Annotated in this window: 22 protein-coding genes; 7 read left to right on the forward strand and 15 right to left on the reverse strand. The window is 60.7% G+C overall.

Annotated features, from left to right (window positions below):
* Positions 1-9: 9 nt before the first annotated feature.
* Positions 10-1452: an amidase gene (locus BBD46_RS02070; RefSeq protein WP_084777643.1), complete on the reverse strand. Its 1443-nt coding sequence runs from the start codon at positions 1450-1452 to the stop codon at positions 10-12.
* 140 nt (positions 1453-1592) lie between these two features.
* Here BBD46_RS02070 and BBD46_RS02075 point away from each other — a divergent pair, with 140 nt between their 5' ends.
* Positions 1593-3452, forward strand: coding sequence for an aldehyde ferredoxin oxidoreductase family protein (locus BBD46_RS02075; RefSeq protein ID WP_071400106.1), 1860 nt, complete (start codon positions 1593-1595; stop codon positions 3450-3452).
* A gap of 48 nt (positions 3453-3500) precedes the next feature.
* On the opposite strand, the gene BBD46_RS02080 is transcribed toward BBD46_RS02075, so the two are convergent.
* The 7 genes from BBD46_RS02080 to BBD46_RS02110 form a co-directional block, all read right to left on the reverse strand.
* Positions 3501-4709 carry an NAD(P)/FAD-dependent oxidoreductase gene (locus BBD46_RS02080; protein ID WP_071400107.1) on the reverse strand — a complete coding sequence of 403 codons (1209 nt, stop codon included), beginning with the start codon at positions 4707-4709 and terminating at the stop codon, positions 3501-3503.
* Between the two features lie 118 nt (positions 4710-4827).
* Entirely contained in the window at positions 4828-5793 is a 966-nt protein-coding gene (locus BBD46_RS02085) for an agmatinase family protein (RefSeq protein ID WP_071400108.1), read from the reverse strand.
* Between the two features lie 148 nt (positions 5794-5941).
* Complete coding sequence (locus BBD46_RS02090; protein ID WP_071400109.1) at positions 5942-6796, reverse strand: carbohydrate ABC transporter permease; 855 nt, start codon at positions 6794-6796, stop codon at positions 5942-5944.
* A complete protein-coding gene (locus tag BBD46_RS02095; protein ID WP_071400110.1) occupies positions 6793-7740 on the reverse strand; it encodes a carbohydrate ABC transporter permease in 948 nt (315 codons plus the stop codon). Before BBD46_RS02095 ends, BBD46_RS02090 begins: the two co-directional genes overlap by 4 nt.
* Before the next feature lie 2 nt (positions 7741-7742).
* The gene (locus tag BBD46_RS02100) at positions 7743-9134 is read right to left on the reverse strand and encodes an ABC transporter substrate-binding protein (RefSeq protein WP_071400111.1); all 1392 of its coding nucleotides are present in this window, start codon (positions 9132-9134) and stop codon (positions 7743-7745) included.
* Between the two features lie 278 nt (positions 9135-9412).
* Positions 9413-10207 (reverse strand): TrmB family transcriptional regulator, encoded by a 795-nt coding sequence (locus tag BBD46_RS02105; protein WP_253184469.1) that lies wholly within the window; start codon positions 10205-10207, stop codon positions 9413-9415.
* Between the two features lie 200 nt (positions 10208-10407).
* Positions 10408-11223, reverse strand: coding sequence for a carbon-nitrogen hydrolase family protein (locus BBD46_RS02110; protein WP_084777644.1), 816 nt, complete (start codon positions 11221-11223; stop codon positions 10408-10410).
* A 90-nt stretch (positions 11224-11313) separates the two neighbouring features.
* Between BBD46_RS02110 and BBD46_RS02115 the strand changes: the two genes are divergently transcribed.
* Together BBD46_RS02115 and BBD46_RS02120 are read left to right on the forward strand one after the other, a co-directional pair.
* Positions 11314-11979, forward strand: coding sequence for an RraA family protein (locus BBD46_RS02115; protein ID WP_171908137.1), 666 nt, complete (start codon positions 11314-11316; stop codon positions 11977-11979).
* A 5-nt stretch (positions 11980-11984) separates the two neighbouring features.
* Positions 11985-13133: an ABC transporter ATP-binding protein gene (locus BBD46_RS02120; RefSeq protein WP_071400113.1), complete on the forward strand. Its 1149-nt coding sequence runs from the start codon at positions 11985-11987 to the stop codon at positions 13131-13133.
* Between the two features lie 37 nt (positions 13134-13170).
* On the opposite strand, the gene BBD46_RS02125 is transcribed toward BBD46_RS02120, so the two are convergent.
* Together BBD46_RS02125 and BBD46_RS02130 are read right to left on the reverse strand one after the other, a co-directional pair.
* A complete protein-coding gene (locus BBD46_RS02125) occupies positions 13171-14391 on the reverse strand; it encodes an acyl-CoA dehydrogenase family protein (RefSeq protein WP_071400114.1) in 1221 nt (406 codons plus the stop codon).
* A 175-nt stretch (positions 14392-14566) separates the two neighbouring features.
* A complete protein-coding gene (locus BBD46_RS02130; RefSeq protein WP_071400115.1) occupies positions 14567-15757 on the reverse strand; it encodes a CaiB/BaiF CoA transferase family protein in 1191 nt (396 codons plus the stop codon).
* A 243-nt stretch (positions 15758-16000) separates the two neighbouring features.
* Between BBD46_RS02130 and BBD46_RS02135 the strand changes: the two genes are divergently transcribed.
* The gene (locus tag BBD46_RS02135) at positions 16001-16309 is read left to right on the forward strand and encodes a hypothetical protein (protein WP_071400116.1); all 309 of its coding nucleotides are present in this window, start codon (positions 16001-16003) and stop codon (positions 16307-16309) included.
* An 11-nt stretch (positions 16310-16320) separates the two neighbouring features.
* Here BBD46_RS02135 and BBD46_RS02140 read toward each other — a convergent pair whose 3' ends face one another.
* Together BBD46_RS02140 and BBD46_RS02145 are read right to left on the reverse strand one after the other, a co-directional pair.
* Positions 16321-16968 (reverse strand): hypothetical protein, encoded by a 648-nt coding sequence (locus tag BBD46_RS02140; protein ID WP_071400117.1) that lies wholly within the window; start codon positions 16966-16968, stop codon positions 16321-16323.
* Positions 16965-17807 (reverse strand): ParA family protein, encoded by an 843-nt coding sequence (locus tag BBD46_RS02145; RefSeq protein WP_071400118.1) that lies wholly within the window; start codon positions 17805-17807, stop codon positions 16965-16967. The genes BBD46_RS02140 and BBD46_RS02145 overlap by 4 nt, the downstream gene beginning before the upstream one ends.
* Before the next feature lie 1149 nt (positions 17808-18956).
* Here BBD46_RS02145 and BBD46_RS02150 point away from each other — a divergent pair.
* Positions 18957-20402, forward strand: a complete 1446-nt coding sequence (locus BBD46_RS02150) for an MATE family efflux transporter (protein ID WP_071400119.1) — start codon at positions 18957-18959, stop codon at positions 20400-20402.
* 250 nt (positions 20403-20652) lie between these two features.
* Here BBD46_RS02150 and BBD46_RS02155 read toward each other — a convergent pair whose 3' ends face one another.
* From BBD46_RS02155 to BBD46_RS02165, 3 genes are all read right to left on the reverse strand, one after another.
* Positions 20653-21060 carry a DUF7575 domain-containing protein gene (locus tag BBD46_RS02155; RefSeq protein ID WP_071400120.1) on the reverse strand — a complete coding sequence of 136 codons (408 nt, stop codon included), beginning with the start codon at positions 21058-21060 and terminating at the stop codon, positions 20653-20655.
* Between the two features lie 74 nt (positions 21061-21134).
* Entirely contained in the window at positions 21135-21764 is a 630-nt protein-coding gene (locus BBD46_RS02160) for a TetR/AcrR family transcriptional regulator (RefSeq protein WP_071400121.1), read from the reverse strand.
* A gap of 104 nt (positions 21765-21868) precedes the next feature.
* The gene (locus BBD46_RS02165; RefSeq protein WP_071400122.1) at positions 21869-22495 is read right to left on the reverse strand and encodes a DUF502 domain-containing protein; all 627 of its coding nucleotides are present in this window, start codon (positions 22493-22495) and stop codon (positions 21869-21871) included.
* 298 nt (positions 22496-22793) lie between these two features.
* On the opposite strand from BBD46_RS02165, the gene BBD46_RS02170 reads away from it, so the two are divergent.
* Together BBD46_RS02170 and BBD46_RS02175 are read left to right on the forward strand one after the other, a co-directional pair.
* The gene (locus tag BBD46_RS02170) at positions 22794-23552 is read left to right on the forward strand and encodes a hypothetical protein (RefSeq protein ID WP_071400123.1); all 759 of its coding nucleotides are present in this window, start codon (positions 22794-22796) and stop codon (positions 23550-23552) included.
* 188 nt (positions 23553-23740) lie between these two features.
* Positions 23741-24874 carry an MFS transporter gene (locus tag BBD46_RS02175; protein WP_253184473.1) on the forward strand — a complete coding sequence of 378 codons (1134 nt, stop codon included), beginning with the start codon at positions 23741-23743 and terminating at the stop codon, positions 24872-24874.
* The last annotated feature ends 38 nt before the right edge of the window (positions 24875-24912 follow it).

A 24912-nucleotide genomic window follows, 5' to 3' on the forward strand; every position in this document is an offset into this window, starting at 1 on the left:
CCCGCAGTGCTACCGCGGGTACGCGTCGTGCCACGGTCGCTGTCGCTCGAGTGCGCCGGCAGCGGCGAGCACGTCTTCGTCGCGATGGCGCGGCGCGGCGATCTGCATGCCGATCGGCAGCCCGTCCTCGGTTAGTCCGGCAGGCGCGGTGGCTGCCGGCTGGCCGGTCAGGTTGTACGGCTGCGTCAGAATCCAGCCGCGGTACGGCTCGATTTCGGTGCCGTCGACCTCCTCGGGATACTCGTCGTGGTCGAACGGCGGGACCGCCATCGTCGCCGAGACGAGCAGGTCGTACTCCTCGAAGAGGTCGCAGAGTCCGTCGAGAACGTCCGTCCGGACGACGCTCGCGTCGCGGTAGGCCGACATCGTCGGCTCGTCGGTCTCGAGTATCAGGTCGACCAGGTAGGGGCGCAGTTTCTCGCGGTCCGCGTCGTAGGGGTCGAAGCCGTCGTCCTGCAAGTTCTCGAGGAGCATTCCCCAGAGGACGTTCGCGAAGGTGTAGTAGGCGTCGACGATTTCTTCTTTCGTGTGGCCGAGGTCGGGGTCGACGTGTTCGACGGTCGCGCCCGCGTCTTCGAGCGCGCCCACAGCCTCGTCGAGGACGCTCGTCACCGTCTCGGAGACCGGATACGTGCCGAGGTCCGGGCTGTACGCGATCGTCATGTCGTCGATGGGACGGTCAGGCGCGTCTGCGTAGGTGGTTCCGTCGTCGGGAAGCGAGAAGGGGTCGCGCCCGTCGGGGCCGGCCATCACGTCGAGCATGAGCGCGGCGTCCTCGACGGTGCGGCTCATCGGTCCAAGGTGGCTAAAGGGTGTATGGTGGCTGAACCCGTTCGGTCGGCCGGCTTCAGGAATGAGTCCGAACGTTGGTTTGTGACCGAATACGCCACAGCAGGCCGCCGGGACGCGGATGGAACCGCCGGTATCTGACCCCTGTGCGATGGGGACGAGCGAGTCACCGAGGGCGGCACCCGCGCCGCCGGAGGAGCCGCCCGAAATTTTCCCCGGGTCGAACGGCGTTCCTGTGGGACCGGTGACCAGATTGTCCGTTGCGAGTCCCAGGCCGAACTCGGGCGTGTTCGTCTTTCCGACGATGATCGCACCGGCCTCCTTTAATCGCGACACGAACAGGTCGTCTTCCTCGGCGACGTTGTCTTCGTACAGCTTCGAGCCGAACGTCGTCCGGATTCCCTCGACGTTGTCGAGGTCCTTGATCGCAACCGGAACCCCGTGAAGCGGGCCGAGGGAGTCGCCGTTCTCGATCGCTCGTTCTGCTTCGCGAGCCTGTTCGCGGGCCAACTCCTCGGTCACGGTAACGAAGGCGTTCGTTCGATCGTTTCGGTCGGCGATCCGATCGAGGTGTGCGTCGACGACCGCCGTCGGCGAAACATCGCCGTCCCGAATCCGGCGGGCGATTCCCGCAGCAGACATGTGTGTGAATTCGTCAGTCACGGCTGCTAGCTCGTTCGCGTCGGTAAAATGTGTGTGGGTAACTCACATTCCTCGCCGGCGACTGGCAGCGACTGGCGGTGACTGGCGGCGACTGGCCACGCTGTGAACTTATTTATAGACTGGAATACGTGTGTTTGGTAATGGCACAGGCGACCGTCAACACCCCTGAGCAGGTGACACAACTCGAGACGCTCGTCAGGGTGAACCTGACAGACGAACAGATTACGACCGAGACGGTACCCCAGGAGTACCGCGACCGGTTCATCGCCGGCAAGGGACTGGGCGCAGCGCTACTTCTCGACGAGGTTGAGGCCGGCGTCGATCCGCTCTCACCCGAGAACAACCTGTACTTCATGTTCGGCCCGCTCACCGGATTCGCACCGGGGACCTCGCGGTACGGCGCTGTCACGAAATCGCCGTTAACCGGCACGTTCGTCGACTCCTACTCCGGCGGCCACTTCCCGACGATGGTCCGGTACGCGCTGCCGGACGTGCTCGCGATCGCGGTCGAGGGTCGCGCGGAGAACCCGATGACGCTCCGGATCACCGAGGGCGAACTGGCACTCGAGGACGCCACTGAGCTGTGGGGCCTGGATACGAAGGAGACGGCCCGGCAGTTCGAGGGCAAACAGACGAAGACGGCGTGTATCGGGCCGGCCGGCGAGAACGAGGTCGCCTACGCGACGATTTCGAGTGACGAGGGTACTCACCACGCGGGCCGCGGCGGTGTCGGTGCCGTCATGGGCTCGAAAAATCTGAAGGCGGTCGTGGCAACAGGGAACTCCCCGCCGAGGGCACCCGACATTCAACAGTTGAAGGTCGAGCACACCCAGCGGCTGGGGACCGACGACGAGGTTTCCTGGGCGCGAAACGGCGGCACACAGCTCATCGTCGACTGGACCCAGCAGGTCGGCGCGCTGCCCTCGCACAACTGGTCGCGGGGCACCGTCGAGAACGTCGACGACCTGAACATCGACGCCTTTTCGGAGGGACACGTCGGCACCGACTCCTGTTTCGGCTGTCCCGTCGCCTGCGGCCACGTCGTCGATTTCGAGGAGAGCGACGCCGATGTCGACGGTGCGTTCCCGGGAGCCAGCGTCGACTGGGGGCCGGAGTACGAGACGATCGGCATGATGGGCGCGAACACGGACATCACGAACGTCACCGAGGTGACCGAACTCGCGAACCTCGCCGACACGCTCGGCATGGACACGATCTCGCTCGGCAACGTCCTCTCGTGGCTGATGGAGGTCACCGAGGCAGGACTCGTCGACTCCGACCTGCGCTGGGGCGACGCCGAAGCCGCCGCCGAGGTTATCCGCGACATCGCCCACCGCGACGGCATCGGCGACGAACTCGCGGAGGGAACCGCCCGCGCGGCGGACCTGCTCTGTGACGGCCACCCCGACGCCCGCGAGGCCGCCGTCCAGGTCAAGGGACTCGAGTTGCCCGCCTACGAGCCCCGTGCCTCGTTCAGTATGGCGCTCGCGTACGCGACCGCGGACAGGGGTGCCTGCCACCAGCGGGCGTTCCCGATCGGCTCCGACGCGCTCGGCGGGGAGCGAGATCCACACGATACAGACGGCCACGCCGAAGTGGTCATCGACGAGCAAGACGAGACCGCACTGACCTACAGCATGGTCTCGTGTTCGTTCACCGCGTACAACTACGAGCGGGTCTGTGAGTGGCTCAACGAACTCGCCTACGACGTGACGGTCGAGGACCTGGAGGCGGTCGGCGAGCGCGCCTGGAACGCCACACGGCTGTTCAACCTTCGTGAAGGATTCGAGCGAGACGACGACGCCTTACCGGAGCGATTCACCACGCCACTCGAGCGCGGTGGGCCGGCGGACGGGAACGCGATCACGGAAGAGCAGTTCGAGACGATGCTCGATTCGTACTACGAGCAACGCGGCTGGACGGAAGCAGGAGAGCCAACACCCGAGACGTTAGCACGGCTCGATATCGAGTCGCTCTCGCCGGAGTCGCAGTCGGTGTAGCACACCAGTTCTGCTTTCGATTTTGCAAGGCGTATGCGCTACAGCGCCTCAGTACTCGCCCGTCGGAAACGTCGACGGCATCTCCTGGATCTCGTGGACGCGAAAGTCGGCTGACGGTTCGTCGAACCGATCGAGTTCGAACGGCTCGAGCGAAACGAGGGGCTCCTCGCCCGTCACGAGCGCGCGGACTGCAGCGCCCGTGAACGGTGACATCGAAATTCCGGCCGTCACCCCCGTGACGATCACCAGTCCGTCCGGTGCGTTCTCGGGCGCATCGAGAACCGGCTGTCCATCAGGTGTGATCGCCGACCCCTTCGAACAGGTGTGATAGCTGCCGTTCACGATCCGTACCTCGTCGATATCGTTCGCGACGGACTCGAGTACCGCCTTGACCTCGCGAAGATACTCGGCGGGTGGGCTTCGGGGCGGCTGGTCACGCTCTGGCAGGAAGTACATACCGCCGGAGATCAAGAACGTCTGCGACCGGTCGGGTTCCGGCCGCCACCAGACGTCGCGGCCGTACATCATCGGATATGCGTCGTCTATCTCGCCGTCGATGTCGACCCGGAGGTTACAGTAGATGAACTGCCGCGTCGGCACGTCCACGAACGGTTCGACGAGCGGTGCAGTCTGTGCGCCGGCGGCGCAGACGACCGTCTCGGCCTCGATACGGCCGTCGGGCGTCTCGACCCCGACGACGGTGTCGTCGTCAGTCACAATCCGCTCGACCGGCGTCTGCGTTCGGATCTCCGCGCCGCGTTCGCGCGCCGTTTCGGCGAGTGCCGTCGCGTACTCTCTGACATCAATGATCCCACTTTCGACCTTCACAAGTCCACCGTCGAACCCGTCGAGGTCGAACCGACCGGGCCAGCGCTCCGCTAGCTCCGACGTGGACCAGTACTCGAGTTCGTACCCCTCGCGATCGAACAGTGGCTGGTAGTCCTCGACAAATGACTCACGCTCGGCGTCCGTCTCGGCCAGTTCGACGTACGGCCGGTCGTGAAACGTGAAGCCGTGGCTTCCATCGAGCGATCGAAACGCCTCGATGGAGTGCTCGACGGCGGCCGGGTACGGTGCCCAGTCCGCGAACGGCCCGACGAAGCCGGCGGCGTACCCTGACGCACCCGCACCCACGCGGCCGGCCTCGAGGACGACTACGTCGTGGTCCGGCGCGAGTTCGATCGCACTCCACAGGCCGGAGGCACCAGCGCCGATGATGACAATCTCTGCTCGTGTCACCGATTGGTCTGCGTTCATCGTTACCACCTACCGTGTATTTGGTGCACAATAAATACTGACCCGCGGCGCTCCGACGGGTACCCGAGCTGGGGTGGGAGACTGGCAAAAATTCGAGTACCACCGTCGCACCACCGCGCTACATGAACTTCGACTCGATAAACCGCGACACCGCCGCCGCACCTAATCGCTGCGTGTTCCGCGTCGGATCCAGTCGCGGCGCAACTTCAACGAGGTCCAGTGCCCCGATGGCGTCGCAGGTGCCGAGGTACTCGAGTGCGGTGAGGAACTGGTTCGCATCCAGGCCGCCGAACTCGGGGGTGCCGGTTCCGGGGGCGATCGTGGGTTCGACGACGTCGATATCGACGGTGAGGTAGACGACGTCACAGGAGGCTGTGACGTGGTCGATCGCGTCGGCGAGGCAGGCTTCGATCCCGCGGTCGTGGACGTCTCGCGCGTAGTCGACGTAGAGGCCGGATTCGTCGACGAACGACGGGAAGTCGGGATCTTCGAAGGCGCGCAGGCCGATCATCGCGTGCGTTTCGTAGCTGCCGTGGGGCGAGTCGGCGATGAGGTTCATCGGCGAGCCGTGCCAGTGTTCGCCGTGGAGGTCACGCTCGCCGTAAACGTCGGAGTGGGAGTCGAGGTGGATCAACCCGACGCGGCCGTCGACGGTCTGCGAGAAGCCGGTGAACGACGGGTAGGTAAGGTAGTGGTCACCGCCGAGGACGACGGGGAACGTGTGCGTGGCGACCTCTTCGACGGCGTCTCGAATGTAGTCGCCCGTCTGCTCGACATCGGTCGTAACCACGGGAACGTCGCCACAGTCCTGGATCTGGATCGAGCCGTAGTCCGTGACCTGACCCGTCCCTGCGTTGTACTGCGGTTCGCTTCGGCCGTACCAGCCCGATTCGCGACGGAGTGCTTCCGGGCCGTATCGCGTCCCCGGTTGTCGTGAGGCAGCACCATCGAACGGGACGCCGAGCACGCCGATATCGACATCGTCAGTGAGCTGGTCTCGAGGCTTCCGAACACCGTTCAGGAACGAGTCCGCGCCGACATAGCTCGGCGAGAGGTCGTCGTTTTGCGTGTCATCTTCTCCCATATCGTGAGCAATGGATGCGGCTGGGATAAATATGCTGATAGTTGTCCCAAATCGGTACAGCAACGGATCGTTCCGGACAAGGTACGTCTCGAGAGGGAAAACGTGGATCAGAGACGAGTGGACGGGGAGACGGTGAAGGCGACCGTCGTCAGACGGTGCTCACGCCGAATCCCTTGATCAGGTGCTTGTAGACGAGGAAGACGAACAACACCGGCGGGAGGATCATGATCATCACGCCGCCGAGGATCATGCCCCAGTTGGTCGTCGCCATGTCGATCAGGTTCGCAATGCCGAGTGGGAGCGTGTACAGCGCGCTATCGTTGAGGATGATGAGCGCGAAGAAGTACTCGTTCCACGAGAGGAAGAACGCGAAAATCGACGTCGCGACGATTCCCGGAAGCGAGAGCGGCAGGATGATCTTCGTGACGATCGTCACCCTGCTCGCCCCGGCGAGCCGCGCGGATTCCTCGATCTCCGGGGTGATATCGAGGAAGAACACCCTGAGTAACAGCAACGCGAACGGCAGTGCGAACGCCGTGTGAGCGAGCGCGAGCCCGAACAGCGAGTTAGTGAGGCCGATGTTCTGGAAGATGATGAACAGCGGAATGCCGAGCAGGATAAGCGGGAACATGTAGATCAGCACGCCCAGGTTCGCGATGTACCGCCGGCCGTGGAACTCGTAGCGCGAGACGGCGTAGGCCGCCGGAATCGCGATGAGCAGCGTCAGGATGATCGTCGTTATCGCGACGATGAGACTATTCCGGAAGTACAACGCGAAATTCGTCTGCTCGAAGAGAATGTGGTAGTTCTCGAAGGTCACCTCAGAGGGGACGATCACGGGCGGCCACGAGAACAGTTCCTCGCTCGGCCGAACGGTCGACAGGAACCCCCAGATCAACGGGATCAGCACGACGAACGTCGTGACGATCACTGCAGTGTACGTTGCGATTCGCTCCAGGTAATGTCGTTGTTGCTGCGTGAGTTGCGGTGAGAGTGACGTCATCGTGGTTCCTCCGTCGTTCCGTACAGTCTGAAGTAGCCGTACACGATCACTGCGAGCACGAGGAACGTCACGACTGCGACGCTTGCTCCCTCACCGAGGTCGTTCCCGATGAACGTCAGCCGGTAGGCCATGATGGGAAGCGTTTCGGTTGCGTTCCCAGGGCCACCCTGCGTGCCCAGCCAGATGATGTCGAACAGGTTGAACGTCCAGACGAGACGCAGGAGAATCGCCACGAACAGCACGCCGCGAAGCTGTGGCAGCGTAATGTGGCGGAACATCTCCCATCGTGACGCGCCCATGAGCCGCGCCGATTCGTAGTACGACTTGGGGATGGTCTGGAGCTTTGCGAGCACCAGCATCGTCACGAACGGATACAGTCGCCAGCCGCTGATCAGAATCAGCGCGGGCATCGCGTACCGCGTGCTCGCGAGCCAGGCGATCGGCTCGTCGATCAGCGTCGAGACGACGAGCGCGTAGTTGCCGACGCCGTACAGGCCGTCGAGCATCCAGCGAAAGAGGATGACCGCCGCAACCGTCGGAACCATGTACGGGACGAGGATCAACCCCGTCGCGATCCGCTCACCCGTAAACGTTCGGTTGAGCAGGAGTCCGGTTGCAACGCCGATAACGACGGTGAGGAACACCGAACCGGCCGTGTAGATGATCCCGTTCCAGAGCGCATTGTAGAACGTTCCGGACCGAAGGAGATCGATGTAGTTCGCGAGTCCGACGACCTCCGAATCGCCCAGGAAGATGCTGATGTCCTGCAGGCTGTAAATGATCGCCTGGACGGTCGGGTACAGGTAGAGCGCGACGAGCGTCGCGACCAGCGGTAACACCAGTAAAATACCGACCGTATTCTCCTGGAGCTCGTCGAACTCCCGGCGCGCAAGATACCGAAATTCTCGTTTTGCAGTTGTGATGAAATCGCTCGCGTAGCTCATTGCTAGTCGTTCAGTTGATCTGCGTAGTCATCGCGGATTTCGTCCGCCCAATGTTCAGCCGCATCTTGCGGATCTTCGTCCTCCAAGATCACGTCCTGGACGGAACTGATAACGTGCGTTTCGGCAACGGCCTGCCCCGTCACCGGGTTGATGTGACCCTCGTTCTCCTCGACGGCGACGACCCGACCGTACTCGTCTGCGATATCGACGAGATCCCGGTAGTGCTCTTCGTAGTCCTGCATGACATCGGTCTCCCACAGGTCGTCCTCCTCGAGTATGCCGTGAATCGCCGGAACGTGACTCGCCGGCTGGGCGGTCATGAGTCGCATGACGCCCTCGAACGAGGTGATCTCTCGCAACAGATCCTTCGCTAGCTCCGGATGTTCGGTCTCGGCACCGAGTCCGTGACCCAGACCGGTCAGCCGCGCAACCGGCTCGTAACTCGAGTCGTACGCTGGAATCGGCGCGACTTGCACGTCGCCGGTGAGGTCCGGATTGTACTGTTCGATGTCGTACGGGATCACGTTCGTCGAGTACCACGTCATCGCGTACGTTCCCTGGTACAGCGGTGGGCGCATCTCCGGAATGTCGGCGCCGTGGGCTGCCTGCGGACTGAACTCGTTCAGGTCTTGCATGAACTCGAGCATCTCGACCGTTTCCTCGGAGTCGTAGACGACCTCGTCGTCGGTGTTGATGACCGAACCGCCCCGGCCGTGAAGCAGAGACAGGGGCAGGATTCCGTGGAAGTGGTTGCTCCCGAGGAAGACCGGACTTCCATACAGGTTCTCGTCCTCGTCGGTCATCGTCTCGGCCGCGGTATGGTATTCGTCCCACGAGTCAAACGGCGGCATCGGTGCATCGTACTCGTTGAACAGGTCCTCGCGGTAGATGAGCGTCGAAACCGTCCCCGTGTTCGGCGCGAAGTAGTAATCGCCGTCCATCTGGACGAGGAACTCCTCTCGCCAGTGGTCCTCTGCACCCATGTCCTCGATGACGTCGTTGATCGGCTGGTACAGCCCTTCCTGCACGCCAAACACGTTGTTCCCCGGCGAGGCAAGCATCAGCAGGTCGTACGGGTTGCCACCGGCCTGCGCCTGTGCGGCTTCTGACGGTGCGGATGCGAAGTCGGATCGGGTGTACTCCACTTCACAGTCGTGTTCCTCCTCGAACTCGTCGAAGATTGCGCGGTACTCGTCCTCTTGTTGCTGGTACGCCGAATTGATCACTCGCAGCACCGGACCGCCGTTCCCGCCGCCCAGACAGCCAGCCACCGATAGCGTACCAATCGTCGCCCCAGTCGTTGCACCCTTCAGGACAGTCCGTCGGCGGTACGTGTCCCGAGACGTTGCGCGCTGTTTTGCACCGGTTCCATGACCACTCGTATCATTACCCATGGTTGAGTATGACTCTCACATTAGAGCTTAAGTGTGATTCACTACTCGGGAGTGGTAGGCGAATCGTGCCAGTGTGGATCAGTGACGAGTCGGTTTGTACAATCGATGGTACCCCGGCGAATTCGCAGTGCCGACCGCACACGCATCTGTCCAGTCGCGACGCACTCGGAGGGAGCGTCGCCTAGCAGCGAGCAGAGCAACCGCCTGTGAACGAACGAGTTCGGAATTACTGATACCGGCATCGATGCCTGATCTGGAAACCGTGTCGCCATCGACAGTCATACCGACACCGGTTCAGCCACGTCCCACAGGTGATTGAAAACCAGATACGCCGTCTGGACCATCTGCTGGTTCTCGATCGAAATCGCAACGTACCGTTCTCGACTATCGTTCTTGAACGCCAAAACCAACCGGTCGTCGTCGTAGGTATACAGCCGCCCCTCAACGTCAGAAAGGTGACGGAGCTCGCCCCATTCGGAGATGGCCTCAATATACGTTTCCGGAAGATCTGAAACCGTGCTGATGATCTTGATTGAAACACCTTCCTCACTTTTTCGGCGAAGCACGTCGTTGTGCTGCGTCACGATCCGCTGGAGGCTGTTTTCCGTCGTAACTTTGTAGATCCGGTCGTCCGCTTTCTCCATCATCTCCCCACCTCGATTCAGAATGTCGCTTTTCCCTATGTACGACCAGAAAATGTCGATCTCGTCGTAGATCGGATAGCCACCGGTATCGTCGTTGTACGCGTCTAGAAACAGGTCACCCGCCTTCTCAATTGAGGCGAGTTCGCTCTCGAGTTCCGCCTGCTTTCGTTGCTTGACGTTGTCGAGTGCCGTCTCCGGCGGCACCGGCCCGTACTTCTTCGGCCGCCCCGGTTGGACTTTCACCAGCCCCGAACTCTGGAGGGACTCGAGTACGTCGTAGACACGTGAGTAGGGAATGTCGGCGGCGGAGCCGACCTGTTTTGCGGTCGAGACGCCGTGCTCGAGTAGCGAAAGGTAGGCACTCGATTCGTACTCCGAGAGGCCGACATCCTGCAGGTATGATGTCATGTCTCGATTCTCGTCGTCCATTGTCACCTATGACCACACACCCCCTCAAATGTGTTCGGGAGCGATGAAATACTTGCCCTCGTTAGAATTTATCACAGAGGTTGCTGGAAAAACGACGGCAAAGGCGGTGGAGGTAGCCGGTCGCTGCAGGCAGGGTTTAGTAAGCGGGAGACGACAAATACGAATAGCAACATCGAGAGCGGTCTCGGCGGTAAAGACGGTCAGTAGATCTCGTCTCGTTTGTGCTCGAGACACGGGATGTTCTGGCGGACGTCGGCCAGATAGTCGAGGTCGACCTCCGCGGTGACGACCTCTTCTCGGTCGCTCGCCATTCTGATGACGTTGCCCCAGGGGTCGATGATCACCGACTTGCCGAACGACGGAACGGAACTCGGTTTGTCGCCAATCTGGCCGGCGGCGACGACGTAACACTGCGTTTCGATCGCACGAGCCTTCAGCAGTGGGAGCCAGTGATCTTTCCCGGTGAACAGCGTGAACGCAGCGGGAACGAACAGTACCTCCGCACCCTGCATCGCCATCGTCCTGTACAGTTCGGAGAACCGGAGGTCGTAACAGACCGAGAGTCCGAACGTCGCGAGGTCCGTTTCCACGACGGTAACGTCGTCGCCGGGAGCCACGTACTTTGACTCCTGGGTGACGACCTCATCGCCGATCGTTACGTCGAACAGGTGGGCCTTCCGATACTGTGCCTGGATTTCACCGTCCGGGTCGATTACGACGCTCGTGTTGTAGACGCGGTCGCCGTCGTCGGCTTCTTCGAAGAAGCTACCCGAGTGAACGTGTAGTCCGTGGGTTGCTGCTTTGTCCGCGAGTGCCTCGGTCGTCTTGCCAGGAACCGGCTCTGCGTGCGTCGAGTACGCTTCCTTTTCGCCCATGAACGAGAACATCTCGGGAAGCGAAACCACGTCCGCTCCCTTCTGAGCTGCCTCGTCGATGAAATCGAGGGCCTGCGTGAGGTTCGCCTCTTTGTCGTCCTGTGAGTCCATCTGGCACGCCGCAATGGTGAATGTGCTCATGACACACAGGTCTGGAGCCACTACCAAGTAACTGATTTACTCACGGTCAGTGGTAAAGAAGCTACAAATATATGTGTGATAATGCCATCCATGATGAGCATGAACACAATCGATCGAGTCGACTCGGATACCATCGAGGCTGCGGCGACCCTCGATCCAAACGACCTCGGACACCACTTCCACTTCGGATTCACGACACCCGAGATTCAGTTCATGGAGACAACCGATCCGGTCGAGATGGTCGGCCAGGTCGTTACAGTCCGCATTCCACCAGAAGACTCGACGATGGTTCACAAGGCGACCGAAATCGCCGAACCGGGCGACGTCATCGTCGTCGACATGCAGGGCCACACGACGAACGCACCGTGGGGCGAAATGACGACGCGAGCGGCGATCGAAAGCGGCGTCACCGGCGCAGTGATCGACGGCAGCATCACGGACTCACGCGAGATCGACGACCTCGAGTTCCCCGTGTATGCTCGCGGGAAGAGCGCGCGAACGACCCGGTTACACGGCCGCGGCGGCGAGATCAATTCGCCGGTACAAGTCGGCGGCTCCGTCGTGAACCCGGGCGATATCGCGATCGGGAACGAGGACGGCGTCCTCTTCCTTCGACGGGAGAAAGTCGACGAGGCGATCGAGTACTGCAAGGAGGTCAAATCACAGGAAGAAGAAACAATCGAGAAACTCGAAAACGGCGCGTCGCTCGCCGATCTGACGGCGGCAAACGAGTTGCTCGATCAAGCGGGGGACTAGCAACGATGGCGTCTATCACACTGGACACGGTTCGCAAGCAGTTCGGTGACGTCGTCGCAGTCGAGGACGTCGATCTGGAGATCGAGGACGGCGAGTTCATCTCGATCGTGGGACCGAGTGGGTGTGGGAAGACGACGACGCTGCGGCTAGTTGCCGGTCTCGAACAGCTCACGAGCGGGCGCATCTTCTTCGGCGACACGGACGTGAGCAACACGCCCGCGAAAAAGCGCGGAATCGGCATGGTGTTTCAGAATCTCGCGCTCTACCCGCACATGAGCGTCCGCGAGAACATGGAGTTCGGACTCTCCGTCGCGGATGTCCCACAAGAGGAGCAAGACGATCGGATCGTCAAGATCGCCGAGATGCTCGACATCGCGGAGTTGCTCGACCGCGAACCCAGCGAGCTCTCGGGTGGCCAACAGCAACGCGTCGCGATCGGACGAACGATGGTACTCGAGCCGAACGTCTTCTTGCTGGACGAGCCACTCGCGAGTCTGGACGCGAAACTGCGCGTCGAGATCCGCGAGGAGTTACAGGAACTCCAGAAGGAGATCGGCGTGACAACGATCTACGTGACCCACGACCAGGAGCAGGCGATGACGATGAGCGATCGGGTGATCGTCATCAACGACGGCGAAGTACAACAGTTCGCGACACCGGAGGAGATCTACAACGAACCCGCAAACAGGTTCGTTTCACACTTCATCGGAACGCCGTCGATGAACTTCGTCGACGCACAGCTTTCCGCGCCGAGCGATTCGCTGACGGCCGACTTCGGGTCGGTACAGGTCGATCTCGAGCGGCCGATCGACGGCTCGCCGGAACTCCTCGACAGAGACGCAACGCTCGGAATCCGACCGGAACACCTGGAGCTTTCGACCACTGAAGAGCCGACGGGGACGAACACGGCTCCCGCACAGGTTCGAATCGTCGAGCACACGGGAGCGAACAAGATCGTTCACCTCTCGATCGACGACCGCGACTTCACGGCGCTGGTTCCCGAGTCGACGAACGTACAGAGCGGCGACGAGGCCACCGTTCGATTCCCACCCGAGAACGTCTACCTGTACGATTCCGAGTCGGGAGACCGCCTCTATTACCGCTCGTCGATCGATTCGAAACGCGCCCAGCAGGAAATCGAAAATAAGAGCTGAGGCGACGAGGAGAATCGGAGACCCACCCTGTAGTCGATCACTCGACGCCGTACTGTTTCGCGATCGTATTTAACTGAATCTCGTCCGTTCCCTCGACGATCCGCATAATTCGTGCTCGATGGATGTTGTCCATGAACGGATTCTCCTCGGCGAGACCGTCGCTACCGTGGATCTGGACCACGTCGTCTGCAACCTCCCAGAACGTATTCGTCGCGAGCCACTTGCAGATCGACGACTCCGCGATTGCGGCCGCACCCTGATCGAGCTGCCACGCACAGCGCAGGCCGGCAGCATCCGCGGCGAAGGCGTTCGCTCGGCCGCGAGCGATCTTGTGGGAGATTCCCTGGAAGTTACCGATCGTCCGCCCGAACGCCTCCCGGTCGTTTGCGAATTCCGTGGCTTTCTCAAGTAGCCAGTTCGTTCGGCCGACCGACTCCGCCGCGATTTCGATCCGACCGAGCCCGAGGAAGTCCATCGCGTCGTAGAAGGCGGTCCCCTCCTCTCCCAACACGCGGTCGGATGGAATTCGGACATCGTCGAGTTTTACCTCTGCCTGTCGGCCGACAGCGCCGACAGCGTTGTTGAGCGAGCCGATTTCGTACTCGTCGGCTTCGACGATGAAGCAGGTGACGCCGCCGTAACGGCCGACCTCGTCCTGTGGGCTCGTCCGGGCGAACACCTGCACGAAGTCCGCGTAGGGTGCGTTCGTGATCCATTGCTTAGTTCCGTTGAGCACCCACTCATCGCCGTCTCGCTCCGCGCGAGTCGCCATGTTCGGCGAGTCGGAGCCGACACCCGGCTCCGTCTGTGCGAACGCCGTCGTCTTCTCGCCGGCCATCGCTGGCTCGAGATAGCGGTCGATCTGGTCGCCCTCGGCCTGTGCCAACAACGGCTTCGGACCGCCGGGACCCGCCAGCACCGCACTCGTCAGCGGAACGCCAAGTTCCGCGAGTTGCTTTTTCGCCAGGTACCACGTCACCGCCGAAACGCCGTCGCCGCCGACTTCGGCCGGCATGTTCATCGCGTAGAACCCGGCCTCCGCGCTCGCCGTCCTGATCTGCGCTTCGGCCTCGAGTACCTCGTCACTCAGCCGGCCGTCGGGGTCGTGCCCAAGGCGCGGGTTCGACAGCGTCTCGCCGAGTTCCTCGACGATTGGCTCGACTTCCTGCTCGACGAATTCGACGAGGCTGTCCAAAATGAGTTCCTGTTCTTCGGTCTGTTCGAAGGATACACCAGTTCCCGTCTCGGATGTGTTCATTGTGAACAGTGTTCCCTGTTACGATACTTAACTCTCGGTGGTGGTCGTATAGTCACAACTGCAACAATTTACACACTGATCGCCGAGCTATCTGACGATCAGGTGTGCAATGACTCGCAGTGGCCACTATAGTGGTATGCGACTGTCGCAGCGGATGCCATCTCCGCTATTGCCTTCACTCTGGAATCGCTCCCGACACACGCAACTGCTCGAGTGCAGCCGTCTCGTAGCCGATCTCCTGCAGAACCGATTCCGTATCGTCCCCGTGCTCGGCAACCGCCGTCGGTCCGTCGTGGTCGATGTCGGTTCCGCGAGCGGGGAAGCCGACCGTCGACGTTTTGTCTTCCTCGGCTGCTGGTCCGCCACTGACGTACCCACGTGCCGCAATCTGTGGGTGGTCGACCATCTCGGCCGGCGTATAGACCCCGCCGACCGCCGCATCGACGCCCTCGAAGAACGACACCCACTCGTCACGGGTTCGTGTTTCGAAGAGGGACTCGAGTGCCTCCCGAAGCGTCTCTAGTTCGGCGGAATCGGTCGTCATGTGGTACTCGATCCACTCCTCGCGGTCGACCGCCTCGCAGAAGGCCCGCCAGAAGTGCGGTTCCAGCGCGGCGAGCGTAACGTACCCCTCGGCAGCGGGGTAGACGTCGTACCAGGGGAACTGACCGGTTAGCGGCGTCTCGCCGGGGCGAGGGTCACCGCCCGCGAGTGCGCGGGGTGCGACTGCCTGTGAGAACGAAACAGCAGCGTCGGTTAGCGAGACGTCGATGTACTCGCCGGTTGCGTCGTTGTCCGCACCAGCCCGGTCGCCTGCGCCATTTCGATCCCCAGCACCGAGTTCCCGAGAGAGCAGCGCACCCACGATTGAGAGGGCCGCGAACAGTCCGCCCCCGATATCTGCGACCTGATAGCCGGGAACTCGGGGCATCTCGTCGTCGGACTGCCGAGTCATATCGAGCAGGCCAGCCAGCCCGATATAGTTTAGATCGTGGCCGACCCGGTCGCTGTACGGACCCGTCTGTCCGTACCCCGAGAGCGAGCAGTAGACGATCCCCGGGTTGACCTCGCGAATCGCGTCGTAGTCGACACCCAGCCGATCGACCACGCCGGGGCGAAACTGCTCGAGGACGACATCTGCGGTCGCAGCGAGCTCGAGAAACGCCTCGCGCCCGCCCTCTGTCTTGAGATTCAGCGCGACGCGGCGCTTGCCGCGATTGATCGACTCGAGTGTCGGCCCCGCTTGTGCATCACCCGGCCGTTCGATCCGAATCACCTCGGCACCCATCTCCGCCAGAAGCTGTGTGGCGTAGGGGCCAGGCAGCAATCGACTGAGATCGAGTACACGGATACCGTCCAGATTCATGTCCGCAGTGTTACTCGAGTACGACTATCAGGTTGGGGGTTGTTCGCATAGTATCACATGAGTACTTCCAGCACCGATACCGTGGGCACATCGGTTGTTGTATACTCGTTCTGCAGGTTCAGGATTCAGAACGGTGCGCACGTACGCAACACAGCCGGGTCCGGGATCGGTACACCACCACTGGTCGCGAAAACAGAAGGCTTATTCTTCGATCGTCGCTGCGATCAGACGACCCGTTCGCCGATGATCCCCTCCACACGCATCAGACAAACACTGATTGCCATCTGCTCGCCGATTGCCAGCCTCCTCGCTGCGGGCTGGGCGTACCACCTTCTTCTCGGGACGCCGTCGCCCGCGACACAGCGCTGGATCGAAACCACAACCCCCTCGCTCGCCGGTGTCGAGCCACACTTGATCGCCGCGCTCGCGCCGACCGTCCTCGTCGTCAGTTGCGTGGTGACAGCCGTGCTCGCAGAACAAACCGCACGGCTGACTGCCGCACAGACTCGCCGGCAGGAACTCGAGACGCACGTTTTCGAAGAGAGCGAGTAGAAAGCCAGTCGTTACTCAGCCGACTCGAATCCCCACGCTTCGAGGCGCTCGACAACGTCGTCGACGTTGTGCATCGCAGCCTCGTACGCCGCCTCACGGACGTCCGTCTTCGACACTTCAGTACCGAGTTCGTCACTCACCGCGGCAACAAACTCGTCTTCGGCGTCGACGAGGTAATCCCGAAGGTAGAACTGCACCATGCCGCGGTCCTGCTTGACGTTGTCGCGAACGTACACCCACGGGATCCCACCATCCTCAGCGCCAGCCTGTGGCGGCTCCGGGACGACGGCGTCCGTTCCGCTGGTTGCTGCCGTATCGCTATCGGCTGCTTCTGTCGCACCTGCTGCTGCTGCCGCCTCGTCGCCGACCGCACTCGAGTCCCCCTCGGTTGCAGCGGCTTCGTCGAACGTCGTTGTCGTTTCGGTGCTCGTCGCCGAATCTGAGTGGGGTGTACTCGAGTTGGCGGTCGTCTCCGCTGTGTCGGTTTCCGCTTCTGTTTCTGTCACTGTCTCTGTCGTTGCCTCTGCTGCACCATCTGATGGTTCCTCTGCGGCCCCATCCGTTATCTCGGGTTCACCTTCGTCCCCCTCGTGATCCGCCCCGTCGTCAGTCTCGGCTTCGTGATCTGCGAACGGATCGCTGCCGGAGCCTTTCTTCATAGCCCGCCCACCTCTTCGACCTGTGTCGCCAGATCATCGATCTTCTCGAGTGTCTCCATCTCGTGGTCGCGCGTGCGGTCGCGGTACTCTTCGACGTAGTACGCCGGCGTACACTGCTGGTCCCAACACCCCTCGAACAGGGATGAACGCTCGCGAAGCGCGACGGGTGCGGGATAGCCGCGGTCGTGGATTTCGTCGAGGTAGCGCTCTTGGTCGGTCGTCCGTCCGATACCGTTCGGGACGGCCGCGAGAACACCGATCTCGGCTTCGAGCCGTTCCTCGAGTCCGTCGACGAGTTCTTCCAGACCGATGACGCTCTGCATTCCCTTCCCGGTCGGCTCGACCGGGATGACCAGACTGCGGGTGGCAGACACCGCATTGTAGAGGTGCGGGCCAGCCGTTGCCGGCGGGTCGACGACGATCACGTCGTACTCCTGTGGAATGCCGGCGTCCATGAGCACCTGCCGGAGTCGGTCGTACGGATCGAAGTCGTCACCCTCGCCGAGGTCGTCGGCCATCTGCTGGGCGCGGTTCAGGAGGTCCTCGAGGTTCTCGAGCATGTTGTGGCTCGGGAGCAGATCGAACCCCTGCTCGGTTTCGTGGATGAGGTCCGCGAGGTCGCCCTTCGGTCGGTCGATCATGTGTCGGACGATGTTGTCGGCCTGGCTGTCGTCCCGCGGCGCGTCCACGTCGAGCAGGTAGGTCAGCGAACCGTTTTGCTGATCCATATCGATCGCGAGCACGTCGAGTCCGTGATCGGCGTGGGCTTCGAGCAGCGCTGCGCCGACGGTCGTCTTGCCGACGCCGCCCGCCTCCGAGTAGGTCGTGTACGTGAGCATACCCACCAGTTAGTCTCCTCGAATATAATACTCCGTCATACGAGATTCACGATCTAATGAATTAGCCTAACCAAATATGCTAACCAGAGGGGCTGCTTTGATGACTATTCGCTAGCGCTTTCGATGGAGGAGTTAGCCGCAAACACCCGCAGAGAGTACTGGATAGCCATTTCGAGTAGGGCCTTTGTCTGAGAAAATCAATTAGCCCATTCGAATAGCCTAGCTGGTTAGTCCGATAGAATAGCATAGAATGGGCGAGAGCTGTGGCTAGCGAATGATCGACTGTCCTTTGTGCGAGGGCTTTTCGGTTAGGCTATAGAGGTATGCCAATCGAGTAGGCTGACTAGAAGGGCCATTTCAACAGACTGTAGTAGCTCTCAGTCAAACAGGGAATATAGCTACTATGGAGGTCTAACCAGTTAGTATAACCGAGCAGGACATTCGAGAAACACACCCCGCAGGAGGTATAGACGCACAGGCGCGATAGTCAAATCCAACAGAGAGTCCTCATCGACTACCCAACATTAGTTAGGGCTAGTAGTTAGGCTATTTCAATAGGCCATCCAAGTAGCCCGTACAGGAACCCCAGCCGACAGGATCCCCGGGTCGGCAATCTGCTGTCGAAGGACGGAACTCGAGTACCGTTTTCCAGCACAAGGCCCCGCCAATACACTCCAGACTATCAAAGAAGGTTGTCCAGAGAGCATAACTAATTAGCCTAACTGAATAGAATATCGAACTAGGTTGTAGGAAACGTCCCTCTGAGAGGCAGAATTGAGGCTGGTAAACACTGGCTCGTGAAGGGTAACTGGTTAGACCAATCGGATAGACCAGCTAGGAGGTGGATGGGACAGTTCACCACAGGAAGGACTAGGAAGACCACGAACCCGTTCTACACTCGACCAATCGTCAGTTGTTCGGAAGACGATGCAACTAGCCTGATCGATTCGCGACTGACCGATGGTCGGCGTGATGAGCAGGAAGCCAAGTCTTGTAGCGGTAAGTGGATCCTGTATGATATGACAGAATCGAACGTTGACTTCTGTTAATGTGCTATGTTACCGGGAAACACCCTTCAAAACTAGGGTTCGCGGGTTGCCGGCTAACGAACTTCTTTGAACAAATAGGATAAGGAACTGGTACGCATCCGTGACTCGGTTCCCGAACCCGCTGCGGCTGACGATCCTCTATATCGGTCTCGCTCTCGCACGTCTTGGTCTCATAGATCGCGAACGAGCCATCCGGACAACGGTTCTCGCCTGGCCGCGCATCATCACTGGTATCGCTCGCATGTCGAAAAGCGCGGTCGACGTCGCACTGGTCGGCGTCGCGGTCGGCACCTCGGCCGTTGCAGGTGTTGGCTTCGCCGGCCCCTTCTGGGGACTCGCATTCGCGATCGGTGGCGGTGTCGCCGGCGGAACAATCGCGCTGGTCTCTCAGCGATACGGCGCTGAGGCCTACGAGGAACTCGGACTCGCTGTCCGGTCGAGCACCCTGCTCGTCCTCGCGATCAGTCTTCCCGTACTGGGACTGTTCTGGACGTTTCCAGAAGAGTTCATCTCGCTAATCACCGACAACGAGGACGCGATTGGCTACGGAGCGACGTATCTCCAATATGTCGCACTCGGCATCCCGTTCGCCGGACTCAACCTCGTCGGGAGCCGCGTGCTCGTCGGTGCGGACGACTCCTATACGGCAATGCAGGTTCGAGCCGGCGGTGCGGTCCTCAACATTATCCTGAGTGCCGTGTTGATCTTCGGACTGGACCAGGGTGTCGCCGGAGCAGCGGCCGGAACCGTACTGGCAAACGTCGCGGTGACAGCAGGGTTCGCGATCGGCCTCAGTCACGGGTCGCTCCCCGGTGTCGGTGAGTTCCCGGTCAAAATCGATCCGTTCGGCTCGTATCTCGACCCAGGAACGATTCGAGATATCGTCGAAATCGGCCTCCCCGTCGGTGGCCGAAATCTCGTCTGGGTCGTCGCCGAGTTCCCCATGCTCGGCATCCTGGATATCTTCGGTGAAAACACGGTTGCCGCGTTCGTCATCGCCCGGCGGATCTGGGGCATCATGAACACGCCCGGATGGGGCTTTGGTCTCGCCTCCTCGAGTCTGGTCGGCCAGGAACTCGGCCAGAACAACGAGCGCCAAGCGGAAGCCTACGGCCGCGATATCATCCGGTTCGCGGTTGCGACGTACATCGTCTCAGCGATCGTGATCGCGCTGTTTGCCGAACAGATCGTGGTCCTGTTCGCGGACGATCCGACGAGCGCCGAAATTCCAATCGCCACCGACCTCGTCTACGCGGCGTGCGTCGCCGTCGTCTTCCAGGGCGTCGCCGGTGCCGCTGCAGGACCGCTTGACGCGAGTGGCGACACGCGCGTCCCCTTCGCCAGCCAGTTCATCGGAATGTTCCTCGGCTCGATTCCGCTCGCATATCTCGGGGCGACGACGTCGCTCGGCTACTGGGGACTGTACCTCGCCTTTGTCGCCGAGACGACGATTCCCGCAGCAATCAACTACTGGCGCTTCCGGACTGACAAGTGGAAGTCGATTAGCGAAACGTATCGTCCGGATGCTGCGGTCGCCGACGACTGAGACGGTTCGGTACCGGTAGGTATCGGTGAGTACTCCGATGGAGGTAATCGCCGAAAACCCCCACCGACCCGTATCCGGGACGCTACTCAACCAGTTGCCCAGTCAGTTCGACTCCAAATCCCACTCGGACTCGAGTACAGATCGACCAACGCAGCAATCGCGCCACACCTCACCCGATCCACGGTCGGCTACGTGTGTCGGGTAGTCCGCGCAGAACAGAGTCACCGAAACCGTCGCACCGCGTGCAGTTTTATTCGTCGAGCTTCCTCGGTGTCTCAGTTGCACACCACGGGCAGAACGAGACGTCCTCCTCGAGTTCTCGGTGACAGGATGCACAGAGAGTCGCTTCCTGGATCTCGATCTGGCGGTTGTGCTGTCGTGCCAGAACGTAGGCGTCGAGGACGCTCGCAGCACCGACAGCGAGAAGCGGTGCTGCATCCCAAAACGATGCCTGCATTGGGTCCATGAGCACTGTTTCGGGAACGAACAGACCACCGACGAGGAACGCGAGTGTGAGCCAGCCGAGGGCTCGAAGCCAGCGTCGCAAGTAGATCTGACCGAGGCCGGTGATGAGCAGTCCGAGAACGGCCGCAAACCAGGGCCGTTTCCGGGAGTCCGACTGCGTCTGTGTCTCTGTTTGAGACTGCGCCTGGTCCATACGAAGGCTGAATGGCTGGTCAGTCGTAAGTCTTCTTGTACTTCCGCTACAGATTCCGGTAACGGCAACCGGCGCTACTCGTCAGCAAGGAGCGTCCGTTCGAGCTGTTCGACCAACACTGCCCGATTTTGCTCGATGAGGGCTCGGTCCTCGAGCGTCACACCGCGTTCCATAATTCCATACACCGTCGAGAAAATGTACTCCGCCTGTCGGTCCGGATCGACAGCAACAAATCGGCCTGACTCGATCCCGCGCTCGAGTATCTCGGTTAGTTCCGCGATGAAAATCTCGTCGGTCCGTTTGATCTGGTCGTAGTAGGATTGGTTGTGTGGTGCCTGGGAGCGAATTTCGAAGAACGCCTGCCGAAACTGGAGTGCCTCGTCGTCCAGGTCGGTCGGCAGCACACGGTTGAGAAGCGCGATGAGTTGATCGTACGGGTCGTCGTCCGATTCCTCCGCAAATGAGGTTTCGAGTTCCGCACAGACGAACGCAAAGAAATCGTTGAGAATCTCCTCTTTCCCGTCGTAGTGATAGTACAGCAGGGATTTGCTCTTCTCGAACTCGGCAGCGATTCGGGACATCGTCGTCTCGGGATAGCCGTGTTTCGAAAGTGCGAGATAGACGGCTTCCATGATCGCCTCGGTCGTCTCGTCTCGCTCCTCGGCGATGGTTGCTGTGTGATCCGTGTCCGATGTATCGGCCATGTAACTATGCTCGGCAATGAGACGTAAATACTTCAGGTTCCCGTTGTGTCGCGACGAGACGCCTGTCACACCCTGGATTGATTTATCAGGTTGAAAACAAGATGTCAGTGACTCGAGCTCCGGTCGTTGGCATCGGCCTCACCGAAGCCGGCACTCAACACGCGTGTCAGTGCTTCGCCGGTCGACTCCTCGAGTTCGGTGAGTTCTGACTGGTGGACCTCGAGGAGGAATCCGGTCGTGATATTCGGCGAGGTTGGCAAGAAAAGCACTTCCTTGCCGTCTGACGTAGTACGACCGGTTTTGAACGCCGTCATTCGAAGCCCATCCCAGACTTCGAGCTTTACCGGTTGCTGGAGCTGGTCCTGTTCGCCGAAGGCCGTTTCAGAGGCTGTTTTGGAGGCGTTGTAGACGACTCTGATCACGGGTAACCGATTTGCACCTGCATCGAGGAGTCGTTCTGAGACCGTACCGATGGTCGTCCGCATGAGAAAGCCGACAATGGCGATAACGGCGAGCAGTGTGGCCAATGAGAGAACGACGCGTAAGAATTCGATAGCCTGATCGCGAACAGCGGGGTTCTCGATGAGGTGATCCAGTAGTTCGGCAGGAATCAGAAACTCGGGAGTGAGTCCCTCGACAAAGCTATAGACGAAATAGAGAACGAACAGCGTAACGAGTATCGGGCCGATAACGATGAGTCCGCTAACGAAGTCGCGTTTCCAGGCCGACATTTACTCACTCCTCCCTACGTGATGGTGACGTTCAGTACTGGGTGCCGTGCTATCAACCTTTCCGAACGTCCGCTGGAGGTGGGTATACCACCGCCAGTATCGTATCGGTGCTGCTCGATTTCGGGAATCCATTTGTCTCCGCCCACTACCGTATAGACTGAACGGTTAGTCAGCACAGAGATAAACGTTGCTACTGCCGTCGCAGATCGGTCTTCGGAGACCGTCACCATCAGCAGCAGGTGAGAGGCCAGCATTCGCAGCGCAAAGGTGCCAATGAGCGGCCGTCGACAAGACGACAATGGACGTGCTCGCAGGAACGGCGGTCGGAGACGACCTGTTGGTGGCGATGCTCGTCCTCGGAATCGCGGTCGTCCATTTCCTTCCGGAATACCTTCCCAGTATCCCGTTCGTCTCGCGGCGCAGTATCCTCTCCGCTGCTGGTGGGATTTCGATCGTCTACGCCTTCCTGCATCTCTTTCCGGAGCTCGACGCACATCGGAACGCACTCGAGGGCGTCGATCTGATCGTCGCGACGCTTACCGCGGAGCACATCTACATTCTCGTGTTCATCGGGATTGCGCTGTTCTACGGGCTCGAACGGATTGCAACGCTTTCCGAGGCAACCGAACTGCCGTCCTCGCTCGGACGGTTCAGCGACCAGTCGGTGTTCTGGGTCCACATCGGCGGCTTCGTCGTCTACAACGCGTTTATCGGCTACGTACTCGTGCAGGGACGAACTGGAACGGAGAGCAGTCTTCTGTTCGCGTTCGCGATGGGATTTCACCTCTTCGGGAACGACGAAGCGATGGAACAGCACTATCACGAACTCTACAGCGATGTGGGGCAGTGGATTCTCGCCGCCGCGGTCATCGTGGGTGGTCTCGGAGCGCTCGTCTACACACTCTCCGACGCCGCGTTTGCGATTTTGCTCGGCTTTCTCACCGGCGGTGTGATCTTCAACGCGATCAAGGACGAACTCCCGCGAACGCGCGAGAGTCGATTCTGGGCGTTTGCGCTTGGATCGCTCGTCTACGCGTTGATCCTGCTCTCACTCTGATCGATTTTGAACAGCCAGCGTGTGACCGCCAGAGCGCGAGAACGTACCTGATAGGAGGGGTATTTTCTGGAAAGGGAATCTTTTCGCACACCGTCTCCCTACACGATATCGTGAGTAGTGTCTCCGACCCTCCGCCCGAAGCCGATAGCCGCCGTAGCTGGGGCGTTGCACTTGCCGGCGCAATCGCGATGGTGTTTACGTTCGGTACGCCACTCTCCTACGGCATCTTTCAGCAGCCGTTCAGTGAGGCGTTCGCCGTCTCCCCGGTCGCACTCTCGGGCGTCTTCTCGATCATGCTGTTTACGTTCTTCATCGGCTCCGGCCTCGTCGGCATCTTCGCCGCACGGCTTCCCGTCCGCGGAGTCCTGCTCGTCTGCACGGTCACAACGGCACTCCTTGCTCCCTCTCTGTACGCCGTCGAGTCCTATCTCGGACTCACCCTCGTGTTTGCAGGCCTCGGCCTTGCACTCGGAACCGTCTTCGTCCTGGTCGCCTCCGTCGTCCCCCGCTGGTTCGACGAGCGCCGCGGCGCAGCTACCGGCCTGATCTTCGTCGGCAACGGACTCGGACTGTTCCTGTTGCCACCCCTGTGGCAGTACGCACTCAGCACCGCAGGCGTTCGCGAAGGCTTTCTGATCATTATGGCGGCGACGGCGGGCGCGTTCCTCCTCGCGACCCTCCTCTGTCGCCGTCCACCCTGGGCCACACAGTCGACGGACTCGAGTACCGCGCTGTTCTCGTGGCTCGGTGGACTGATCAGAACGCGCACCTTCCAGGTGCTGTTCGTGGGGATGTCGCTGGCGTTTGCCTGGTATCAGCTGCTCGCCGCGTACGCGATCGATTTGTTCGCTGCGCGCGGCTTGACTGAGGCGGGTGCATCGGCGTTGTTCGGCCTGATCGGAGGCGTGAGCATCATTTCGCGCATCGGTGGCGGCTACATTGCCGATATCGTCGGCTCCCGACGGGCGTTTCTCGCATCACTTGGCTGCGCTGCAGTCGGTATTGCACTGTTGCTCGCGCCGCAGTACGCGATACTCACTGTTGCCGTGTTCATCATCGGACTGGGGCTTGGTGGCTGTGCGACCCTGTACATCCCGCTGTTGATGGAGATCTATAACCCGGAAAAGGACACCGCGATTATCGGTATCTTCAACGTCGCTGGTGGGATCGGCGCACTCGCGATGCCGCCGCTTGGAACGGCGAGCGTTGCCTACACGGAGAGCTATACGGTTGCGATTCTGCTGACACTCGGCGTGACGGTCGTATCCTTCTGGGCGGTCGTCGTTGGGACGACGGGGTCCGTCTCAACGCCGTCTGACTGAGTCTGAATCCGTAATCCGAGTCCGTAATCCGAGTCCAA

Origin of the sequence: Natrialba sp. SSL1 (genome assembly GCF_001861355.1) — an archaeon.
GTDB lineage: Archaea > Halobacteriota > Halobacteria > Halobacteriales > Natrialbaceae > Natrialba.